The 20,117-nt window shown below is 35.9% G+C and carries 23 protein-coding genes and 7 tRNA genes; 6 read left to right on the top strand and 24 right to left on the bottom strand.

Annotated elements, in window-relative coordinates; genetic code table 11:
• Positions 1-60: 60 nt before the first annotated feature.
• The 4 genes from AZF04_RS03430 to AZF04_RS03415 all read left to right on the top strand — a co-directional run bounded on the left by AZF04_RS03430 (position 61) and on the right by AZF04_RS03415 (position 3,520).
• Positions 61-1,071: a DJ-1/PfpI family protein gene (locus tag AZF04_RS03430; RefSeq protein WP_061947574.1), complete on the top strand. Its 1,011-nt coding sequence runs from the start codon at positions 61-63 to the stop codon at positions 1,069-1,071.
• Positions 1,072-1,121: 50 nt separating this feature from the next.
• Positions 1,122-1,736: a DUF2306 domain-containing protein gene (locus AZF04_RS03425; RefSeq protein ID WP_061947573.1), complete on the top strand. Its 615-nt coding sequence runs from the start codon at positions 1,122-1,124 to the stop codon at positions 1,734-1,736.
• 21 nt (positions 1,737-1,757) lie between these two features.
• Entirely contained in the window at positions 1,758-2,129 is a 372-nt protein-coding gene (locus tag AZF04_RS22000; RefSeq protein ID WP_061947572.1) for a DUF1516 family protein, read from the top strand.
• Positions 2,130-2,911: 782 nt separating this feature from the next.
• Positions 2,912-3,520 (top strand): Type 1 glutamine amidotransferase-like domain-containing protein, encoded by a 609-nt coding sequence (locus AZF04_RS03415; RefSeq protein ID WP_061947571.1) that lies wholly within the window; start codon positions 2,912-2,914, stop codon positions 3,518-3,520.
• Positions 3,521-3,992: 472 nt separating this feature from the next.
• On the opposite strand, the gene AZF04_RS03410 is transcribed toward AZF04_RS03415, so the two are convergent.
• The 10 genes from AZF04_RS03410 to AZF04_RS03365 all read right to left on the bottom strand — a co-directional run bounded on the left by AZF04_RS03410 (position 3,993) and on the right by AZF04_RS03365 (position 7,072).
• Complete coding sequence (locus AZF04_RS03410; protein WP_061947570.1) at positions 3,993-4,646, bottom strand: zf-HC2 domain-containing protein; 654 nt, start codon at positions 4,644-4,646, stop codon at positions 3,993-3,995.
• A complete protein-coding gene (locus AZF04_RS03405; RefSeq protein ID WP_061947569.1) occupies positions 4,639-5,127 on the bottom strand; it encodes an RNA polymerase sigma factor in 489 nt (162 codons plus the stop codon). Before AZF04_RS03405 ends, AZF04_RS03410 begins: the two co-directional genes overlap by 8 nt.
• 157 nt (positions 5,128-5,284) lie before the next feature.
• Positions 5,285-5,369, bottom strand: a tRNA-Leu gene (locus AZF04_RS03400).
• Positions 5,370-5,401: 32 nt separating this feature from the next.
• Positions 5,402-5,483: transfer RNA gene (locus tag AZF04_RS03395), tRNA-Leu, on the bottom strand.
• Between the two features lie 11 nt (positions 5,484-5,494).
• Positions 5,495-5,571: transfer RNA gene (locus tag AZF04_RS03390), tRNA-Asp, on the bottom strand.
• 18 nt (positions 5,572-5,589) lie between these two features.
• A tRNA-Val gene (locus AZF04_RS03385) sits at positions 5,590-5,665 on the bottom strand.
• 571 nt (positions 5,666-6,236) lie between these two features.
• Positions 6,237-6,311: transfer RNA gene (locus tag AZF04_RS03380), tRNA-Glu, on the bottom strand.
• 14 nt (positions 6,312-6,325) lie between these two features.
• Positions 6,326-6,416: transfer RNA gene (locus tag AZF04_RS03375), tRNA-Ser, on the bottom strand.
• Position 6,417: 1 nt separating this feature from the next.
• Positions 6,418-6,492, bottom strand: a tRNA-Asn gene (locus tag AZF04_RS03370).
• A 118-nt stretch (positions 6,493-6,610) separates the two neighbouring features.
• Entirely contained in the window at positions 6,611-7,072 is a 462-nt protein-coding gene (locus AZF04_RS03365) for a SprT family protein (protein WP_061947568.1), read from the bottom strand.
• A gap of 99 nt (positions 7,073-7,171) precedes the next feature.
• Between AZF04_RS03365 and cmpA the strand changes: the two genes are divergently transcribed.
• On the top strand, positions 7,172-7,306 hold the full coding sequence (cmpA, locus tag AZF04_RS20920; RefSeq protein WP_153017204.1) for a cortex morphogenetic protein CmpA: 135 nt from the start codon (positions 7,172-7,174) through the stop codon (positions 7,304-7,306).
• Between the two features lie 154 nt (positions 7,307-7,460).
• Here cmpA and AZF04_RS03360 read toward each other — a convergent pair whose 3' ends face one another.
• The 14 genes from AZF04_RS03360 to acpS all read right to left on the bottom strand — a co-directional run bounded on the left by AZF04_RS03360 (position 7,461) and on the right by acpS (position 18,636).
• Positions 7,461-9,644 carry a Tex family protein gene (locus AZF04_RS03360; protein WP_061947567.1) on the bottom strand — a complete coding sequence of 728 codons (2,184 nt, stop codon included), beginning with the start codon at positions 9,642-9,644 and terminating at the stop codon, positions 7,461-7,463.
• 156 nt (positions 9,645-9,800) lie between these two features.
• Positions 9,801-10,400, bottom strand: coding sequence for a PP2C family serine/threonine-protein phosphatase (locus tag AZF04_RS03355; RefSeq protein WP_045482281.1), 600 nt, complete (start codon positions 10,398-10,400; stop codon positions 9,801-9,803).
• A complete protein-coding gene (gene sigB / locus AZF04_RS03350; protein ID WP_045482284.1) occupies positions 10,400-11,185 on the bottom strand; it encodes an RNA polymerase sigma factor SigB in 786 nt (261 codons plus the stop codon). Before sigB ends, AZF04_RS03355 begins: the two co-directional genes overlap by 1 nt.
• On the bottom strand, positions 11,145-11,636 hold the full coding sequence (gene rsbW / locus AZF04_RS03345) for an anti-sigma B factor RsbW (protein ID WP_045482287.1): 492 nt from the start codon (positions 11,634-11,636) through the stop codon (positions 11,145-11,147). The genes sigB and rsbW overlap by 41 nt, the downstream gene beginning before the upstream one ends.
• Positions 11,633-11,965 (bottom strand): STAS domain-containing protein, encoded by a 333-nt coding sequence (locus tag AZF04_RS03340; protein WP_061947566.1) that lies wholly within the window; start codon positions 11,963-11,965, stop codon positions 11,633-11,635. Before AZF04_RS03340 ends, rsbW begins: the two co-directional genes overlap by 4 nt.
• A gap of 64 nt (positions 11,966-12,029) precedes the next feature.
• Positions 12,030-13,043, bottom strand: coding sequence for a PP2C family protein-serine/threonine phosphatase (locus tag AZF04_RS03335; protein ID WP_045482293.1), 1,014 nt, complete (start codon positions 13,041-13,043; stop codon positions 12,030-12,032).
• A gap of 12 nt (positions 13,044-13,055) precedes the next feature.
• Positions 13,056-13,469: an anti-sigma regulatory factor gene (locus AZF04_RS03330; RefSeq protein ID WP_061947565.1), complete on the bottom strand. Its 414-nt coding sequence runs from the start codon at positions 13,467-13,469 to the stop codon at positions 13,056-13,058.
• 1 nt (position 13,470) lies between these two features.
• Positions 13,471-13,827, bottom strand: coding sequence for an STAS domain-containing protein (locus tag AZF04_RS03325; RefSeq protein ID WP_045482297.1), 357 nt, complete (start codon positions 13,825-13,827; stop codon positions 13,471-13,473).
• A gap of 12 nt (positions 13,828-13,839) precedes the next feature.
• Positions 13,840-14,658 (bottom strand): RsbT co-antagonist protein RsbRA, encoded by an 819-nt coding sequence (locus AZF04_RS03320; RefSeq protein ID WP_061947564.1) that lies wholly within the window; start codon positions 14,656-14,658, stop codon positions 13,840-13,842.
• Between the two features lie 202 nt (positions 14,659-14,860).
• The gene (locus AZF04_RS03315) at positions 14,861-15,211 is read right to left on the bottom strand and encodes a type II toxin-antitoxin system PemK/MazF family toxin (RefSeq protein ID WP_061947563.1); all 351 of its coding nucleotides are present in this window, start codon (positions 15,209-15,211) and stop codon (positions 14,861-14,863) included.
• A 3-nt stretch (positions 15,212-15,214) separates the two neighbouring features.
• Complete coding sequence (locus AZF04_RS03310; protein WP_045482304.1) at positions 15,215-15,493, bottom strand: CopG family ribbon-helix-helix protein; 279 nt, start codon at positions 15,491-15,493, stop codon at positions 15,215-15,217.
• Between the two features lie 188 nt (positions 15,494-15,681).
• A complete protein-coding gene (alr, locus tag AZF04_RS03305) occupies positions 15,682-16,869 on the bottom strand; it encodes an alanine racemase (RefSeq protein ID WP_061947562.1) in 1,188 nt (395 codons plus the stop codon).
• 221 nt (positions 16,870-17,090) lie between these two features.
• Positions 17,091-18,101 carry a LolA family protein gene (locus tag AZF04_RS03300; RefSeq protein WP_061947561.1) on the bottom strand — a complete coding sequence of 337 codons (1,011 nt, stop codon included), beginning with the start codon at positions 18,099-18,101 and terminating at the stop codon, positions 17,091-17,093.
• Between the two features lie 175 nt (positions 18,102-18,276).
• Entirely contained in the window at positions 18,277-18,636 is a 360-nt protein-coding gene (acpS, locus tag AZF04_RS03295) for a holo-ACP synthase (protein WP_061947560.1), read from the bottom strand.
• Positions 18,637-18,801: 165 nt separating this feature from the next.
• Between acpS and AZF04_RS03290 the strand changes: the two genes are divergently transcribed.
• The gene (locus AZF04_RS03290) at positions 18,802-19,563 is read left to right on the top strand and encodes a rhomboid family intramembrane serine protease (RefSeq protein WP_061947559.1); all 762 of its coding nucleotides are present in this window, start codon (positions 18,802-18,804) and stop codon (positions 19,561-19,563) included.
• Positions 19,564-20,117 lie beyond the last annotated feature (554 nt).

The following is a 20,117-nucleotide window of genomic DNA, read 5'->3' as shown; positions in this document are numbered from 1 at the left end:
TGTTATAATCAAATCGGACCGGACGGTTCGGTCTTAATCTATCTAATAAGAGGTGCCATAATGAATATTCAAATTGTGTTGTTTGAAGGTGTAGATTTATTAGACGCTATTGCTCCTTATGAGGTATTTAGTGCAGCTTCGATGTATACTTCTGAGAAAATCATAGTTGAGTTTGTAGGATCTGATAAGGAAGAATACGTCTTAAGTGGAATTAACGATTATCCCCTTACTGTGAGCAATAAACTAGACTTATCAAAGAAAGGAATCGTCTTAATCCCTGGTGCTTCAGGAAGTATAGACGAAAATGATCCAAACTCAGTTCCAATGAAATTAAGGAGAGCCTCGGAATCAGGACTTAGAGAACAAATAACTAAAGCAATTAATAATCCAGAAATTTTAGTAACATCTGTTTGTGGAGGTTCATTACTTATGGCTATGACCGGAGTATTAGAAGGTCGCCATGTTGTTACTCATTATATGGGAATGGACTTATTATCTGCTACTGGGGCCATCCCAATAAATGCAAGAGTAGTAGATGATGGTGACATCATATCAGGTGCTGGGGTAACTTCTGGATTGGACTTAGCTCTTTATGTAGTTGAAAGGGAATTAGGTCCACGTATTGCGCATGAGGTTGAACAATTTTTTCAATACGAAAAAAGAGGTACTGTATGGAAAAATGAAGGAGTAGAACCAATCTTATTATCAACTACACAGGAAGAAGATGCTTTTAATCAAAGTGAGACAAATGTAAATTTAAATCAACATGATATTTTGGGTGATTGGGAAGTTTTCATATCAACTCCTGTCGGTAAAATGCAGTTTATTTATACATTTATAAATAAAGAAGGAGTTTTGACAGGTACAGCCACTGACCGAACAGATATAACGAATGTATCCATTCTTGAAGATATTCATGTGAACAATAAAAACATAACTTGGACACAAAAAGTTAAAAAACCAATGTCGTTAAAACTAAAATTCGAGGTCAATAAGTTAGAAAATCAGTTAAAAGGAGTAGCGAAAGCCGGGCTAATTTCTTCTAAGTTTATTGGAAAACGAGTTCAGTAATATTGGCTTGTTAGGTTTTACAAATTATTTGTAGATGGGGCTTTTGTATTATGAATCGAAAAACAATCATTATCACCTTAACTGTTATATCTTTAATGTGGATTCTTCATACAGCATCAAAAAACTTTATAGTTGACCCAGAATTCACAACTTTTTTAGGGAATAAAGACACTACATTGGCTAATGTGAACCTGTGGAAGGTAATGATACAAATTCATATTGTTTTAGCCATTGTAGCTTTAATCACAGGTCCGCTAGGATTGTCTAAACGAGTACGAAACAAAGTACCATATGTTCACCGTTGGAACGGTAGAATATACATTCTTTCTATACTTTTAAACATGATACCCGGATATTATGTGTCATTCTTTGCTAACGGTGGCTTCCTAAGCATTATTGGTTTTCTAATCCTAAACACGCTTTGGCTCGTTACTACAATAAGTGGTTACCTATTTATTAAAAAGAAACAAATTAGTCACCATAGAAAATGGATGCTGCGGAGTTTTATGATAACATTCGCGAACTTAACTATATATGTTGTCGTAGCTATTTTTCATAATGCTTTGGGATTTGACTATGGCGATGCTTATACTCTTGCTGTATGGTCGTCATTTACAATTAACTTAGTAATCGCAGAAATAATAATCCGTAAAACTAAAATATAAATAAGAGTGAGGTAGTAATCAATGGACTTTTTTTCAGACAATCTAAATCTATTTCTTAAAATTCACCAAAGTTCATGGATATTCATTGTGATTCTTTTTCTCACTTCCTACATTTTATACTCCAAACAAAAGGTTAAAGCAGGAGATTTAACACAGTTTGCATTACGGCTATTTTTTATTGTTATGGTAATTTCAGGTGGGGTTTTGGTTACTGCTTACAATTTTCACCCCTTCTATGTAACTAAAGGGGTAATTGCGTTAATTATGATGGGAATTATGGAGAGCAGTAATGTGAGAAGAAAAAAAGGGACTAAAAGCATATTACTGTTCCTTGTAGGGATTGTTTTACTGATAGTCATAATACTTATGGGTTTAAGAGTCATAAGCTTTTAAATTTTATTAAAGATAAAAATTCTTGTTGGGTTTTCCAATAAGATAAAAGCTTTTTCATTTTTGGCGCTAGCTGGGCTTTTCTTCAATAAGGAAAGCTCTTATTTCTTTTTAAGAATGAGATGACAGGCAAAAAATAAATTAGATGATATTAAGATTGATTTTTTAGTAATTATTAAACGTTAAATTGATAAAAGTTTTAAAGGAGTCGAACCTATCAATAATACGCCCTCATTTCTCTAAATTACTCATTTGAATAAAAAGCACAATCCCATATTTAAAACTGTTATTATTCCTACAGTCCCAACGTATTCCCACCTTCCACTTCATAAATATAAAATTTCTCCCTTACGCTTAAGATTTAAATTACTTAATCCTCTGCTACTTGAAATAGGTAATTTAAAATTAAATGTTAAGGACGCTATAATTATCCCACTTAACTAATAGTTTAGGCGATTATTTAAACCCGTATTCTCAAAGATATCAAAATCAAAAATTGGATTTTAGCTACAATAAACAATAAACCACTTATGAGAAATACTAGTAGTAAAAATATCTCATGCATGCATCCTCCAATTCATTTATTAATAACTTATATGACTATGAACAATACGTTACTCCCCCCCTTTTGTTATTCGTTTTCTAAAATCTTAATAGAATGCACTATTAATGATTGAACATATAACGCATTCCTTTACGTGGTAGTTGATTAAGAGATTATTTTTCAATATAATAAGATCGTACGTTCTATACAAAGCATAATCACTTAAGGAGTTTGATTTAACATGAAAATGTTCTTATCCTCATCATTTGCAGATACAGTAGATTTATTTAGTGAATTTATTGACGAAGATCCCAATGGAAAGGTCGTAACCTTTATTCCAACTGCGAGTACTCCTGAAGTTATCACACATTATGTAGATTCCGCGAAAGTAGCATTTAAAAACTTAGGTATAACGGCAGAAATTCTGGATATATCGATTGCTTCGCCTTCTGAAATTGAAGAAAAGCTATCTAAAAATGATTATATTTATGTATCTGGAGGCAATACCTTTTTCTTACTACAAGAACTAGTTAAAACTGGTTCAGACAAATTACTAATCGAACAGATTAAAAAAGGTAAATTATATATTGGTGAATCAGCTGGATCAATAGTAATGTCTCCTAATATTGAATATGTGGCATTTATGGATGATAAGACCCAGGCACCGAACCTTACAAATTTCACAGGACTAAATCAGATTCAACAATATCTTATTCCTCATTTTGGAAATGAATACTTTAATGATGCAACAAAAAAAATAATTGAATACTATAATACAAAATTAGACCTTTTACCAATCACTAATGATCAAGCCCTTTTAATTAATAGTGATGATATAGTTGTTAGATGAACATCACTACTCTCTTTTAACAACATTTCATCAGTCACACTGTAATTTCTAATTCTAGTCCTCAATAATTGAGGACTAGAATTAGTTTAAGAATATTGAATTACCTTATTAAAATCTATAAAAAAAGTACTAAAGCCTCTACATTCGCCTCAGTACTTTTCTTTTCTTTCATATGCGGTTGAGCAGAGAAGACTCGAACTTCCACGGAATTTAACTCCTACTAATCCCTCAATGCCGTGGACACGTGTTATCTCCTGCAAACACGCACAACTTACACCCACTTGTGCCCATTTCATATAAAAACGTCCATTTTTTAATTATCGTGGTGAAGAATTGGTGAACCTAAAAACCTCTTTATTATCAGCACTTATAATCTTATTGTAATTATATCCCATCATTGAATTTCGAACAATAAATACTATTATTACTTATTCGCCTCTTTTTTTGCCGCCTATATCCTTTTTCTTAGTTTTCACCTTTCCCACAACAAGTCTGCCCTTTCCACAATTGTTTCCCTATCATCTACTAAGTTGGTTAAGTCTGTATCAAAATCCACATAATAGATAGCATCGATTTGGTCACTCTCTGAGAATTTATAAATAGTTTCTGTCTCTTTGCTTTTACCAAGAAGTTTACTAGACGGTGATTCGGCTAATGTTTGAGTAAAGTATATAAAGCTAACATTTTTTGATGCTCCGTTAATATCGATTGGAATAGAATAAGCTTCATGGGTACCATAATAGTTATTTCCACTATACTGTAAATAGATTTGGTTATTATTATCTGTCTCTATACTAAATAAAGAATTTGAATAAGGTATTACACGCTCAAAATTAAATACAAACCAATACACACTCATGAAAACCATGGCTGTAATTAATGAAGCTGCAAGTGCAAACTTAATTTTTTTCTTTCGGGAGTTTTCTTTAAATTGTTTCAACATAGAGTTATCTGTATTTGGAGGTATGACTACCTCTTTACTCATTTCTTCATATTCCTGTTTACACTTTTCACAATTAAGCAAATGATTCTCCACCATACTTTTAGTTTCTAAGCTAACAACCCCATCTATAAAGAGAGGTAATACATCTTTTATAATTTCGCATTTAACGTTACTTTCATTCATTATCTATTCCCTCCATATAATTAATAACTTGCTTTTTAGCTCTGTAGAAAGTAACTCTAGCCCAACTTGAACTTTTCCCAAACAATCTTCCTATATTTTCATAGGGTAGCTCACCAAAGGTACGGAGAGAAAACACCTCTTTATATGGTTCGTTCATTTGATGCAGAAACTGATGAACTAAAAAAGCGTCTTCCTCATTTGACAGCTTTTGTAGAAAATCAACTTCATGAATTAGATGGTTAGTGAGATCCTCATCAACTTCCTTTTTCTTTTTTTTGTAATAAGTAAAGTATGTATTTTTAGCTATCGTGTATATCCAAGCTTTAAAATCTTTAGAACCATCAAATTGATCTATTGATTTTAGAACTTTATAGAAAGTTTCTTGTGTAATCTCTTCCGCTAAATAGTCATCGTTACATAAGGATCTTAAAAACAAATGAATTTCTTTGAAATGTTTAGCGTATAGTTGTTCAAACTCCATTTCATCTCCCCTTTCATATATATAACTATTCAAAATTGATTTCGTTACAGGTTTATTCGAATTATTTTTTCATCATATAGAGTTAAATTATATATCTTATATACAAACAAAAAAAACCAAAGCTCTAAAAGCCTTGGTGTTACTAAGTTACATATAATGCGGTTGAGAAGACTCGAACTTCCACGGGATTTAACTCCCACTAGGCCCTCAACCTAGCGCGTCTGCCATTCCGCCACAACCGCTCGTTACATAAAAAAAAGCACTTTGTGAAAAGTGCGGGTGAAGGGACTTGAACCCCCACGTCATAAGACACTAGATCCTAAGTCTAGCGCGTCTGCCAATTCCGCCACACCCGCGAAAAGTAAAATGGCGGTCCGGACGGGACTCGAACCCGCGACCTCCTGCGTGACAGGCAGGCATTCTAACCAACTGAACTACCGGACCATTTTTTATTAAGTAAAATGGTGGAGGATGACGGGATCGAACCGCCGACCCCCTGCTTGTAAGGCAGGTGCTCTCCCAGCTGAGCTAATCCTCCATTTTTGCTTCAGATAAGCGGCGAATCTCTTCGTCCACTTCTTTATTTTCAATCAGTCACGTACGGAGTACGCTCCCTCTTTCAAAAACTCGTGCTCTTCGACCTTCTTGCTTCTCTTCGCAAAACAGTCTTTTTCGATGCGGCGAATCTCTTCGCTCACTTCTTTATTTTCATTCATTCACGTACGGAGTACGCTCCCTCTTTCAAAAACTCGTGCTCTTCGACCTTCTTGCTTCTCTTCGCAAAACAGTCTTTTTCGATGCTGCGAATCTCTTCGCTCACTTCTTTATTTTCATTCAGTCACGTACGGAGTACGCTCCTTCTTTCAAAAACTAGTGTTCTTCGACCTTCTTGCTTCTCTTCGCAAAACGGTCTTTTGAGTGCGGCGAATCTCTTCGCTCACTTCTTTATTTTCATTCAGTCACGTACAGAGTACGCTTCTTCTTTCAAAAAACCTTCTATTCGCAAACGGTCATTCACAACTCGTCCACTTTGCAAGAATTTCTCTGTAAATAACAAAACTGCGTTTCTAGTCACATAAACTATGAAACATCGCAGTAAGAGTTATATATGGTGACCCGTACGGGATTCGAACCCGTGTTACCGCCGTGAAAGGGCGGTGTCTTAACCGCTTGACCAACGGGCCAAAAAAAAAAATAATGGCGGAGAAGGAGGGATTTGAACCCTCGCGCCGCTCGCGCGACCTACACCCTTAGCAGGGGCGCCCCTTCAGCCACTTGGGTACTTCTCCGTGGCTCCACAGGTAGGACTCGAACCTACGACCGATCGGTTAACAGCCGATTGCTCTACCACTGAGCTACTGTGGAATAAAATTCACAACTTTTATAATATAGCATAAAGGCTTGTATTAATTCAAGTTGTTATATGTATTTTTTCATCACTAATTTAGCGACTTCTATAATATAGCATAGGCAAACGGTTTAATCAACTATTTTTCAATAATTTTTTTAGCTTTCCTGAACATTTTCCACAAACATATTTCGAAGTATTAATTTGCCTTTTTCTCTTATAGATAAGCTCACAGGATTGACATTGATAAAGAATAAAAGCATTAGAACGATTTCCTGTTCCTGGAATGTGTTCACAATAACGCGACCCATCAACTTGTTGTAGAAGCTCTTGGAAATCGCGATCACTATGCTTGTATCCCTTTTTTAAAATGTGTAAATGGTAATGACATAACTCATGCTTTATAATGCCGATTAATGCCTCCTCACCAAAATGACTCCACTGCTTCGGATTAATTTCTATGTCGTGGGAACGTAGCAAATATCGACCACCTGTTGTTCTTAGGCGATGATTAAATCGTGCCTCATGAATAAATGGACGTTTGAAAAATTGAATCGATAAATCTTCTACTAATTTTTGTAACTCTTTTTGCTCCAATTCCCCTCACCTTTTACTTTCTCATAACTTTTATAAACATTGACAAACCATTGCTCATATACTGTTTATATTAACATATTAAATAAGGGGTTGGCGATCATGCCTACTTGGTTAATCAATCAACTGCAAAAAGCATATGCCGAAAAGAATGAATACCAAATCAAGATATTAAACCAATGCTGGTTTTATTATCAAAAAAAAGCGGAGCAAGAAGCTAAGCAAAATAAAGAGTAAGGCTTCTAACCTGTCCAATTAAACTCTCATTTATTCCATTTAGCCTTGTAAGCTTTATTATCGATCCGTTTTGGCTATAAATTGAAAAATCGAGGAGAACATGTCATGTTCTTATCTCCCCGATTCTCCTTTTCTAACAGGTGATTTGATTCAATTAATTCATCACTACTTGTTTTTCTGGCTGAAGCATCGTTAAGGAAACTCTACCTTTTTGCACATCTACCCCTTCAACCCATACCGTTACAATTTCACCAACAGCCACAACCTCAAGTGGGTGCTTGACAAAACGGTTGGCAAGCTTGGAGATATGAACTAAGCCGTCTTGCTTCACACCAACGTCGATAAATGCTCCAAAGTCGACAACATTACGAACCGTACCTTGTAATTCCATTCCAACTAGTAAATCCTCTAGCTGCATAACACCTTGCTTTAGTAATGGTTTGGCAACCTCATCACGCGGATCACGAGTAGGCTTTATTAAGCTATCTACCATATCCTTTACGGTTGGCAATCCAATATTTAATTCTTCTGCTATTGTGTGTAAATTTAACTGTTCTAACTTCGTTTTCATTTCTTCTGTGCCAAGAAAATCTAATTGAAGCTCTGTTTTTAATAGCAGTTCTTTTGTTGCGTCATAAGCTTCTGGGTGAATCGCCGTTTGATCAAGAGGATTTTCTGCGTTAGGAATTCTTAAAAATCCAATACATTGTTCATAGGTTTTGGCTCCAAGCCTCGGGATTTTTTTCAGCTGCTTCCTGTTTAAGAAGCGACCATCCTCTTCTCTTTTTTTAACAATATTAGTAGCGACTGTTTTTGACAGCCCTGCTACATACTGTAATAAAGAAACAGATGCCGTATTCACATTGACACCTACTTGGTTCACGACCGTTTCGACTATAAAGGTTAAGGATTCTGATAGCTTTTTCTGAGAAACATCATGCTGATACTGACCTACCCCAACTGATTTAGGGTCAATCTTTACAAGCTCAGCTAAAGGATCTTGAATACGGCGAGCAATCGAAACAGCACTTCTTTCTTCCACTTTAAAGTTAGGAAATTCAGCTCGACCTAAATCAGATGCCGAATAAACACTTGCCCCAGCCTCATTTACAATCAAATAATAAATAGATTCCGGAATTTCATTTAATAAATCAGCTATGAATTGTTCAGTTTCACGGGAAGCTGTCCCGTTTCCAATTGCAATTAAATTAACTCCATGCTTACTAATCAATTGTTTAACGACCTTTTTAGAGGCTTCCACCTCGTTTTTAGGAGGGGTTGGATAAATAACAGCAATATCTAATACCTTACCTGTGGAATCGACTACCGCTAATTTACACCCTGTTCTATAAGCAGGGTCTACTCCAAGTACAATCTTTTCTTTAATAGGCGGTTGAAGAAGCAGATGCTTTAAATTTTCAGCGAAAATATGAATAGCCTGCTCTTCTGCCTTTGTTGTTAACTCTTGTCTCAGCTCTCTCTCAATAGACGGTTCGATCAAACGCTTATAGCTATCCTCAATTGCTTGCAGAACAAACTCTTTTGCTACAGTTGCAGAGGTCAATATCGTTTTATGTAGTTGAGCTACTATTTTTTCAACCGGTAGAACAAGCTTCACACGTAGAATTCCCTCTTTTTCCCCTCTGTTTAATGCTAGTACTCGGTGGGGTACAATAGAACGGATCGGCTCTTCATATTGATAGTACATTTCAAAGACACCTTTTTCATCTGCATCCTGATCCTTGACAGCCGACTCTACCTTACCCTCACGAAATCCTAATTCACGAATCCATTTTCGATATTCTGGTTCGTCCGAAATCCATTCAGCTATTATGTCTTTGGCGCCATCAATCACTTGTTCTACTTCAGTTAATTGATGCTCCTCACTAAGATAAGCTTGTGCTTCCATCTCCACATCGCCATCTTTTGGCAGCTTAAATAACCACTGGGCAAAAGGCTCTAGCTCTTTTTCTTTCGCAACCGTCGCTTTAGTTCTTCTTTTTTGTTTATAAGGGCGATATAAATCTTCTATTTCTTGCAATTTCTTTGCTTGTACTATTTTTTTCTGGAGTTCCGGAGTTAATTTTTCCTGTTCTTGAATGAGTCGAATGACTTCTTTTTTTCTAGTTTCTAATTGATTTGCATACTGCCAATGATCGACAATATCACGAATTTGGACCTCGTCCAAGCCTCCGGTCAATTCCTTTCGATAACGAGCAATAAAAGGAACTGTATTTCCCTCTTCTACCAATTGAATTAAATTTTCTACGTATTTCTTCTGAACTTTTTGTTCAGTTGAGATTATTTCAATAATACCCTCTCTTTTTTCGCCTTCCATTATGTCACCTCTTCGCAAAACATGAATACTGTTATGATAGCATATATAATAGTAAAATACATTTCCTGTCATTTGCATTAGGTATTTCTTCATAAAGAAAAAACTCTAGACATCTACATGCCAAGAGCTCTCATTTCTTATTAAGCTATGTGAAAATTAATGCAATTTTCCGATTAATAAAGTCATATCATCGTGTACATCTTTTACTGCTTTAAATAAAGCTGACGCTCCCCTTTTTAGACTGTCTAATTCAAGAAGCTGTTTTTTATTAGGAGGGGATTTTATTCCATCCGTGTACATCATAAAAGTACTATTTTTTTCATAGGGAAAGCTTTTCATTGAAAAAGGCTTTTTATGTCCAGATAAGTATCCTCTTTGAGGAATAGGCTGAATGACCTCCCCATTTGGATAATAAAGTGCAAATCCAACATTGCCCATATTGCTATAATGAAACTCTTTCTTAATAAAATCAATTTTTAATAAAGTCACTACTGCTCCTCGTTTGCCGAGAAGTTGTTTATTACAGGATTCTAATATGAGGTCCAAGGACATACGAATATTCTTTTTCACTTCTTCTAGTACCGCTTCTGCTGATTCAAAAGCACCTTTACCGCTTCCGAGCCCATCAACAACCGCACAGAGTGCAAAATCATCTTCGGTTATGACGACATATCCATCTCCACAATATTGTTTTTCATCCTTCGATTGTTGAAAAGCGGCCACATCTAGGTGGTTATTTTCAAAATAAGAAATCATTATAAAATCTCCGATGGCGCTACACGGATAGATTCTCTTAATTTCTCAATCGCACGTCTTTGCAATCTAGAAACATGCATTTGAGATATATCCAATCGCTCCCCGGTCTCCTTTTGACTTAAATTTTCATAATAAGTAAAGTGTAAAATTTGTTTCTCCCGGTCATTTAACACTTCAAAGGCTTTCTCTAATAATAACCTTTGATCGGTTTGCTCATACCCATCATCATCGTTACCAACCAGGTCAAGTATCGTTACTTCTCCACCTTCTTGGTCTGCTTCTAAAGAACGATTTACAGATAATGCTTGGTAACTTTTACTCATTTCCATCGTTTCTAATACTTCCTCTTCGGTCACATCCAAATGAGCAGCAATTTCATGAACAAGAGGTGAACGCTGTAAAGAAGTCGTTAATTCATCGACTGCCTTTTTAATTTTAGGACCAAGTTCTTTAATCCTTCTAGGAACATGGACACTCCAAGTTTTATCGCGAATAAACCGTTTAATTTCACCTACAATGGTAGGAACAGCAAATGACTCAAAGCTTCGACCATACTCATCGTCATAACGATTTATAGCCGCTAACAGTCCTAACATTCCTACTTGAAAAAGGTCGTCATCATATTCTTTTCCCTTAGAAAACTTACGAGCCAAAGAGCGCACAAGCCCCTCATAGTGCTTGACTAAATCGGTTTGTACCTCTTCATCTCCATCCTGCTGATACTTTCTAATCCATTCATATACCTTATCTTTGTTCGGTTCTTGCGGGCGGGATTCCATCGACATGCTGTTCCACCTCATCCCCTTGCATGTATTTGGTCATGATCAAAATAATTCCTGACTGATCATGAATTTCCACTTTATCCATTAAGGTATTAATGAGATATAGACCAAGACCTCCTTCTTTTAGGTCTTCTATTGGTCTGTTAGCGTCTACTGGCCCTATTTGCTCTCTAAGTCCGTTTATATCGAAGCTTTGTCCTTTATCAGAAACTATAATTTCTAATTTTTCATCATTATGAATATGGAAAGCTACATTAAGGATACCTTCTTCCGCATATGCATGTGTTACAACATTCGTACAGGCCTCAGCTACAGCTATTTTGATATCCTCAATATCGTCATAAGTGAAGCCTAGGCGATTAGCAATACCAGAAACGGTTAGTCTCACAACACCGACATATTCAGCTTTAGCCGGTAACTTCATCTCAATGTGATCGACCGATTGCTGACTCATTTTGCTCCCTCCTTTTCCTCTGGTACTATATCTATCACTTCATCCAATCCCGTTATTGAAAATAGTCGATAAACTCTTTCGTTAACAGCGGTTAATTGCAATTTACTCTCATGGCTATGCGTTGCTTTAAAAGCCCCAACAAAAACGCCTAAGCCAGTACTATCAATATAATTGACTCCACTTAAATTTACGACTACTTCGGTATCCTTAGTTTCAACTAAAGGAAATAAAGAGTCACGTAGTTTAGGTGCTGTAAACGCATCTATTTCACCATATAAATATACTAAAGCCTCATTTTTATCTTGTTCTAAGCGAATTTCTAAATTCATGGTTCGTGTGCCCCCTTTAAATCGTTTCATGAACTACAACCTAAATACCCGAAATACGAATGGCTTAAACCTTCCTTTTTATAACAATTAAAGTGAAGTCATCCCTCACATTATATTCCTGTTTTCTTTCAAGCTCTGCATATACCGCGTCTACCATTTCCTGAGCGGTTCCGTTTTGATAATCTCTTAAAAGACATGTGATTTCTTCTCTTTCGATGAATTGGTCATTTACAAATGACTCCGTTACTCCATCTGATAAGAAAACGATATAATCGCCTACTTCTACTTGCTTTTGATATTCGCGATATTTACTCGCCTTCGATATACCTAACACTAATCCCTTTGCATACAAATCCTCAAATTGATCATTTTTGGAATCGTAGTAAAAACCAGGCTCATGACCTGCTCCAGCATATTGAAAACAATGATTGGTTGGGTTATATTCTCCGTACATCATCGTAATAAACATGCTATCATCTATATTTTTTTCAACCACATCATTCAAGCTTTCTAAAAGACCACCTGGATTAAGCTTCCTGCGCGGTAAACTGTCCATTGCGTATTTAATCATCGACATACACAGTGCTGCTGGAATTCCTTTTCCGATGATGTCAGCTATTGCTATACCAATCGTACCATCTGCCCCTTCAACAAAGTGGTAGTAATCACCACTCATTTTCTTTGCAGGTATACTGATAACTCCGATATCGAGAGCTTCTGCAGATGGAACACTTTTAGGTAGTAGCGTCTGCTGCATGCTTGCAGCCACTTCTATCTCAGAGTCTAACTCCTGTTGACGATGCTTTAAGATCTGGTGCTCACGATAAACTAAGCCATAGCTCATCATAACCTCTAGAAGTAAATCAAAAGAATCTTGAACTTTACTAGGAATGGATGGAAATAATTCTTCCAAAACCGCCCTATGTATATCGATGAACTCCTCAGGAGATACTTGATCCACTAATAATAGCTTACTGAATTGTTGTGCTTGATATAAACCTAATTCGCTTTTATTTCCTAAAAATGTTTCAAGTATTTCTTTATATCTTGTTACTACATTTACTTCATTTTGGTTCAAGTTATCTCACCTCTACCGGAGCCATTTAGTAGCACTTATAGTTGTTCCTTCTCCAACAATTGATTCAATTTCAAATTCATCCATTAATCTTCTTACTCCGGGCAAACCAGCTCCTAGGCCACTAGATGTCGTATAACCATCCATCATTACTTGGCGGATATCTGATATACCAGGTCCTACATCTTTTGAAATAATAGTAATTCCTTTTTTAATACCCATTTTAAAAGGCTTTTCAACTGCTTCGAGGAGAATTTGTCCTTCGTCAGCATAAAGATATATATTTCTTGCTAATTCAGAAATTGCGGTCGTTATTCGAGCCTGATCGACTGTTCCAAACCCTATCTCTTTTGAAAGAGTACGCCCGGCCTGCCTTGCAGCCACAATCCCCCATTCATTTTTTACTTCTACACAGGATTGGGTTTTCATATTATACCTCCAGTTCCTGTTGCAGTTTAGAAAGACCCTGTTCTAAGTCTAAAGCGGTTTGAACTTCATCTAATTTGATTCCCATATCAATTAATGTAATCGCTACTGATGGTTGGATGCCTGTTAGTACTACCTTAGCACCCATCATATTAGACATGTCTACAACATCGCCTAACACCTTTGCAATAAACGAGTCAATCATATCCACAGAAGTCAAATCAATCACAACACCAATAGACTCTTCTTCATGAATTTTATTTAAAAGATCCTCCTGAAATTGAAGCGCAGTTTGATCATCTAATTCTACCTGTATGCTTATTAATAAATATTGATGAAGTTTCAAAATTGGAATTCTCACGATTTTTCCTCCTTACAAATCCACAACTTTTTTATTATTTATTTCTAACGCTGTTTCCATCCCTTTTCGAAGTGAGCTTTTCGTAGGGAATTTCGACAAATCTATTCCTAAATTAACAATTGTTTGGGCAATTTCTGGACGGATTCCAACTAATATACATGTCGCCCCAACTAGGCGCACTGCTTCAGATGCTTGAATAATATGATGTGCAACCATTGTATCTACTACAGGTACACCCGTTATATCTATTAATACAACATTGGACCGATGATTAATGACGCCCTCCAACAGATTTTCCATGATTAGCTTTGCACGAGCTGTATCCACTGTTCCAACTAAAGGCATAACGGTTATCCCTTCAAATACCGGAATAAGCGGTGCAGAAAGTTCTAGCAACGAAACCTTTTGCATTTCAAAGACATCTTCCCACGAACCAGTATATTCATGAACAAGCTCATGAATAATTTCGTCGCACCAATCCTCCACATGCTTGAAGCTGTCCATCACTTGATTCACATCTTTTTCGTTCTCGATTAGAAGATTTAATACAACACGTCTAAACGTTTGTAATCCTCTAGTAAAATAAGAAAGTGGCCAACCAACCTGTATATACTTTTCGGTAAATTTTTTTAAATTTTCACTTGAGTGTGGAACCTCAGATTGAATCGTCTTTAATACAAATTGCATGAATTCTGTGCTCATATTTTCATAAACTTGTTCTGAAATAGAGTTCAATTGTTTTTCATTTCTTACTCTTTCTATTTCTTCTTTCCAATTTTTTAATAAAGTTGCTTTATTTTCCCCTAAAAAAGATACAATATATGAGTGCATTCCACGTTCCTCCAGTTATTTTGTGCCTCTAACTATTATTTCATGAAATATGGTTCCTTGCAAAAAAATTATAACAAAAATCATGAATTTTATACTATCCTTAATCTTGCAATTTACATACATTATTACTTTTTTCCATTTTTACACATAATAGAAAAACCCCGTAAATACACAAAGACGGGGGAATAAAATATAAAGTTATCTAAAAATCAATAAGACCAATACTAATAGTGAGCGCCTCATTAACACGATTCATCATATCATCATCTAAGTGGGTAATTTTATCCGTTAAACGCTGCTTATCAATCGTTCTTACCTGTTCAAGTAATATAACTGAATCACGATCAAAGCCATATCGCTTTGCACTTATTTCTACATGTGTAGGAAGTTTAGCTTTTTGAATTTGCGCAGTAATAGCAGCGACTATTACTGTCGGACTAAATCGATTACCAATATCATTTTGTATGACGAGTACTGGGCGAACACCACCTTGTTCAGAGCCGACAACCGGTGAGAGATCCGCAAAGTATACGTCGCCTCTTTTAACAATCAAGGACTACACCCCACTCACTAAGCGATCAAGAGTGCTCTCTGCTTCCTCCTCGGCAAGAAAAGCTTCAGATGCAATATTAAGGTTAATCTTAGCCATCTCCATATAACCTTGTTGCATGGTCTCTCGAATTTGACGTTTTTTCTTTTCACGAATGTACAATTTAGCTGCTTTTGCTACAAATTCATTATAGTTTAATTCCTCTTGCTTCATGAAAGCATCCACCTCGTTTAACAAATGTTGTGGTAATCTAACGACAATTTCTGTTGTCTTTTGATCCGACATATTTAACGCACCCCCGACATTCAACGACCGTTATAAAATTAGAATTAATCCCCAATAATTAGCACGTACATCTTCATTCCAAAATAATCATATCATTCAATTAGGTGATTTGCAAAGCACTTTTGGAAACTGTCAGAAAATTATTTCCTTCTATTTGCTTTATAAAAGTTCATCTGACTTAGCGATTTTTAGTTTTGTTCATTTTTATCGTATTTTGTTAAAGTTTGGACATACTTTCCATTCTTGAAATAAACCCGCGGAACACGGTCCGTAATAATACATGGGATTTCATAATTGATCGTATCTAATCTCGCTGCTACAACGTCCATATTTAGTGGTAACGTCTGTCCTATTAAGGTTACTTCTGTATCGACAGCAAATTCTCTAGGAAGCTTCACCATACATTGGTCCATACAAATTCTACCTACAAAAGGTGCACTTTCTCCATTAATAAGGATAAATCCTTCATTTGTGCTATTAGCACGAATCCAACCATCTGCATAGCCTATAGGTATCGTTCCAATCCATTCTTCTTCCATTGTAGTATAAGTTGCACCATAGCTTATACTTTCACCTGATTTAAGCTTTTTCACATGAGTAAGCTTTGATTTCAGCACAAACGCTTGCTTTAACGGAATAGGTAACTCATTAGTCATTTCAGGTGACGGCGTTAATCCATACATGGAGATCCCAAAACGAAACAGATTAAATGTCTTATCTGGATATTTTAACCCCGTTGCGCTGTTTCCACAGTGAATAAGAATGTTAGCAACATCGACACGATTTTCCTGAAGCCATCCTAACATCTCTTCAAAGCGTTTATACTGTTTATTAAAATAATCCGTTTCTTTCTCATCTGCCGTTGCAAAATGAGTAAATACTCCATCTATATGAAAGATATCGTTTTTTTCCAAAAGAGAGCATGTTTCTTGAATATCAGCACTATTACGCAATCCTAAACGACCCATTCCTGAATCTAGCTTCAAATGGACATATAATGGTAACTCTTTCACTAAATGCTTACTCGCTTCTTTTACCCACTCACTTTGAAAAACGGTAATCGTAATTTGGTGCTTTTGAGCAACAGCAACATCACTCGGCCTAATTCTTCCCATCATTAGAATCGGGCTAGAAATCCCTGCCTTTCTAAGCTCAATTCCTTCCTCTAATAAAGCAACTCCTAAGTGGCTTGCACCAGCTTCAATCGCTGTTTTAGCGACTTGAATGGCTCCATGACCATATCCATTCGCCTTTACAACTGCCATAATATTCATTTTTTTAAAATCGTAGAACTCCTTCATCGCTTTTACATTTTCGGCAATTGCATCTAAATGTATCTCTGCCCAGGTATCACGATAATATAGGTTATTGTCCATTTTTCCACCATCCAACTTTCGAACATTTCAAATACCTTATTATTATCGTTTCGCTAGAAAGAGAAGTCAATGAAGATCGTCATGTAAACAAAAATTGGAATGAGTAATTCCTTTATTGTTTAGTATGTTTCGTTTACTCAAAAAGATTCACTTACATGATAGTTTTTACCAAAAAAGGCTCAGCTGTTACATTTAGCTGAGCCCTTCTTTTGTTATCCAGTTTATTTTTCTTCTGTTCCATAAACAGATTGAGCAATTTCTATCATTTCATGAGTGTTTAAGTCTGTTGACATCAGATAAAAATCTACACCATTATAGGACCACATCAGTGATTCATCTGTCATAGCACCGACCGTAAAGCCTAGGTCAATCGGATCGCCATTCGATATATTCATCGCTGATAGCGCAGGGACATTCTCTACCTGCTCTTGCACAATAGTGAATGATTTTTCACCAGAATATTTTAAGACATAACGCTCACCTGTATCAGAATTTACTTTATGTGGAGTACCATCTAACTCAGTTCCATCAGGTGTGTACATTGGGAAGTAAACCGTCATCGGTTCAATCTCTTCCGCCATTGTCGGCACTTCATTTAATGTAGCAGCAGTCATATTTCGATCCATATCAAAATCACCTTCATTAAAGCTCGGGTCTAGCTCAAATCCACTAAAATCTAACTGTACAAGCACCTTTAAATCGGTATTCATAATTTTAACCTGTGTAGGTGTAAGGTCTTTTTTATTTAAAATAACCTCTTGCGTATGAAGATTTTTATTTTGATAATTAGTATTCGTTGTAAAGATATAATGGTCATCCGTTGAAGTAAAGGTTCTTTCTGGGTCCAGTAAAATATCTTGTATTAATGATTCATATAAATAAACCTGACTACTGTTTTTAGGCCAATCACTTTGAAAGCGAAAACTCTTATTTAATGCCGGAGTTAGAACAAACACTCCATCATTATTTCTTAAAATAATTTGACTTTGATCCTTGTTCTCGTTACTTAATGCAACTCGATAAAAGTCATCAGCTTGATGCCAAACTTCTACTTCGTATGTTTGAGGCTCATTTCCTGTCTCAAGAGTCATAGTTGCTTTAGATTTGTAACCAGCCATGTCTGACATTTTGTTTTCGAGATCTGACATAATGTCTTCTTGCGATTTTTCACCACATCCAACCATAAAGATCATTAAAAATAATCCTATTATCACCCAACTTACCTTCTTCATGCTTTCACCCCTTTGCCTCATTTGATGCCAAAGCAGAGAACTTTTTAGAAAAAGGCGAGTAGTGAGGGTTCATTTCTTTGAAAAACCCTGATAAACCTACTCACTTTTCATCCATTCATCTCTACTCTCCCATCCGCATTACAAATATATGAGACAACCTGAGTGAATATGCAGACTAGCTTGACAAGCGTTCAATAATTACTTGAGAAACCACATAAAATTGACTATGTGAAATGGACAAATGGATCTGTTCATTTACCTTTTTTTTAATATAAGGCTTTCCACTGCTATCATTTAATATTTCAATATCATGCCAGCTATATGACTTACCAATCCCCGTTCCTACAGCCTTTACAAAGGCCTCTTTCGCACTAAAACGACCGGCTAGATATTCTACTTTTCTCTTGTTTCCTAAAGTCAAAAATTTACTATATTCTGTTTTGGTTAAAATTTTTTTTTCAAATCGTTCATTTTTTAGCATAAGCTTTTCAATTCGAGAAAGTTCCACAATATCGATACCGGTACCTATAATCATTTCATTCACTTCCTTTATTCAATCTATCCCTATATGAAGATAAGTATCTTTTACATTTATTTTTTTATTATAAAGGTATTTCCATCCTATCATAAGCTTATTATGATCTAAGAGGAATATATATTTGCTATAATATTATGTACTTATTAAGTTAGGAGGATCTCTATGTTCAGTCGTACAGAGAACTTTTATACATTCAGAAAAAATTACCCGATTATTACTATTATCATTGCTATTCATTTAATCATCTTTTTATGGATTAATTTACTACCCGGAGGCGAATGGATCCGATTTAGGGGAGTAGGATTTAATTTAGGAGTTGAGCTCGGTGAGTACTGGCGTTTAGTTACACCTATCTTTATGCATGTTTCTCTAACACATCTACTCTTTAATTCTGCATCACTTGTTATCTTTGGTCCACCACTTGAACAGATGTTAGGTAAAGCTAAGTTCATCCTTCTCTATTTAAGTTCAGGAATTTTAGCTAATATTGCCACCTTTTTTATTGGAGGACTAGATTATCCACCACACTTAGGTGCTTCTGGTGCTATTTTCGGTATATTTGGAGCTTATTTTTTTATTGCACTTCTTCGAAAAGACTTAATCGATCGCAACAATTCTCAATTAATTTTAATGATTTTTATCGCTGGGATTGTCATGACATTTGTTAACTCTAATATTAATATTTACGCTCACATTTTTGGTGCAATTGCCGGAGCAGCTATTATTCCTCTTTTATTAAATGGAGTTAAACCCTTTTATCGTCCCATTAACATGGTTCAACAAAAGGATCCTGATGAAATTCAATTCAACCCTAATCGTTGGAATAATAAGAAATTCGGCAACAGCCAATTAAAAATAGGAAAGGTCTTTTGGATTGCTTTTGGAGTTATTGTATTAATTGGTTTACTAAGTCGATTTGTATAAAAAAAGTAACTGGGACAACGATTATATAAGAGTTAAACAATAAGTAGGTTCTCCGGCTATTTGCTCCCTCAAGGCAGACAACTGGAGCCTCCTGTCTTCCGTCCGCTAGTTAAAGTATTTCATAGAGTTTCTTCCCAATTTGAACGAGGGTGGGACAATACTTAAAAATGAAGAGCTCCACACATGTTATGCGTTCGGTTATCCGCTCTCCCAAGGCACTCCGCGTCCGTGCCTTGTGTCCGCTAGATTCCAACTTCCATAAAGTATTTACAAATCCAAGGGGCTGGGACAAAACCCTCCTCTAAGTAAAAAGAAATCCGATGAAATTTCATCGGCTAACTGAAGGCTCATTTAGGCTCACTTGATACTCAGTCCGGAGGATCAAGAAAGTGAAAAATGTAATCAGTTTGCCTTAATGGCGTAATATGAGGAAATACAGCGCCAATAACAAGGCAATGCCCCTTTCCTTTCAGCTCCACAAATAGAAAAAGAACTCCATCCCTATTTTTCAAAAGATGGAGTTCTTTTTTGTATCAAAAGCTAGTTTTCCCACG

This window comes from Alkalihalobacillus trypoxylicola, from assembly GCF_001590785.1.
Taxonomy (GTDB): domain Bacteria; phylum Bacillota; class Bacilli; order Bacillales; family Bacillaceae_D; genus Alkalihalobacillus; species Alkalihalobacillus trypoxylicola.
Note: the sequence above shows the minus strand (reverse complement) of the source record. Positions and strands in the feature narration are given on the sequence as shown.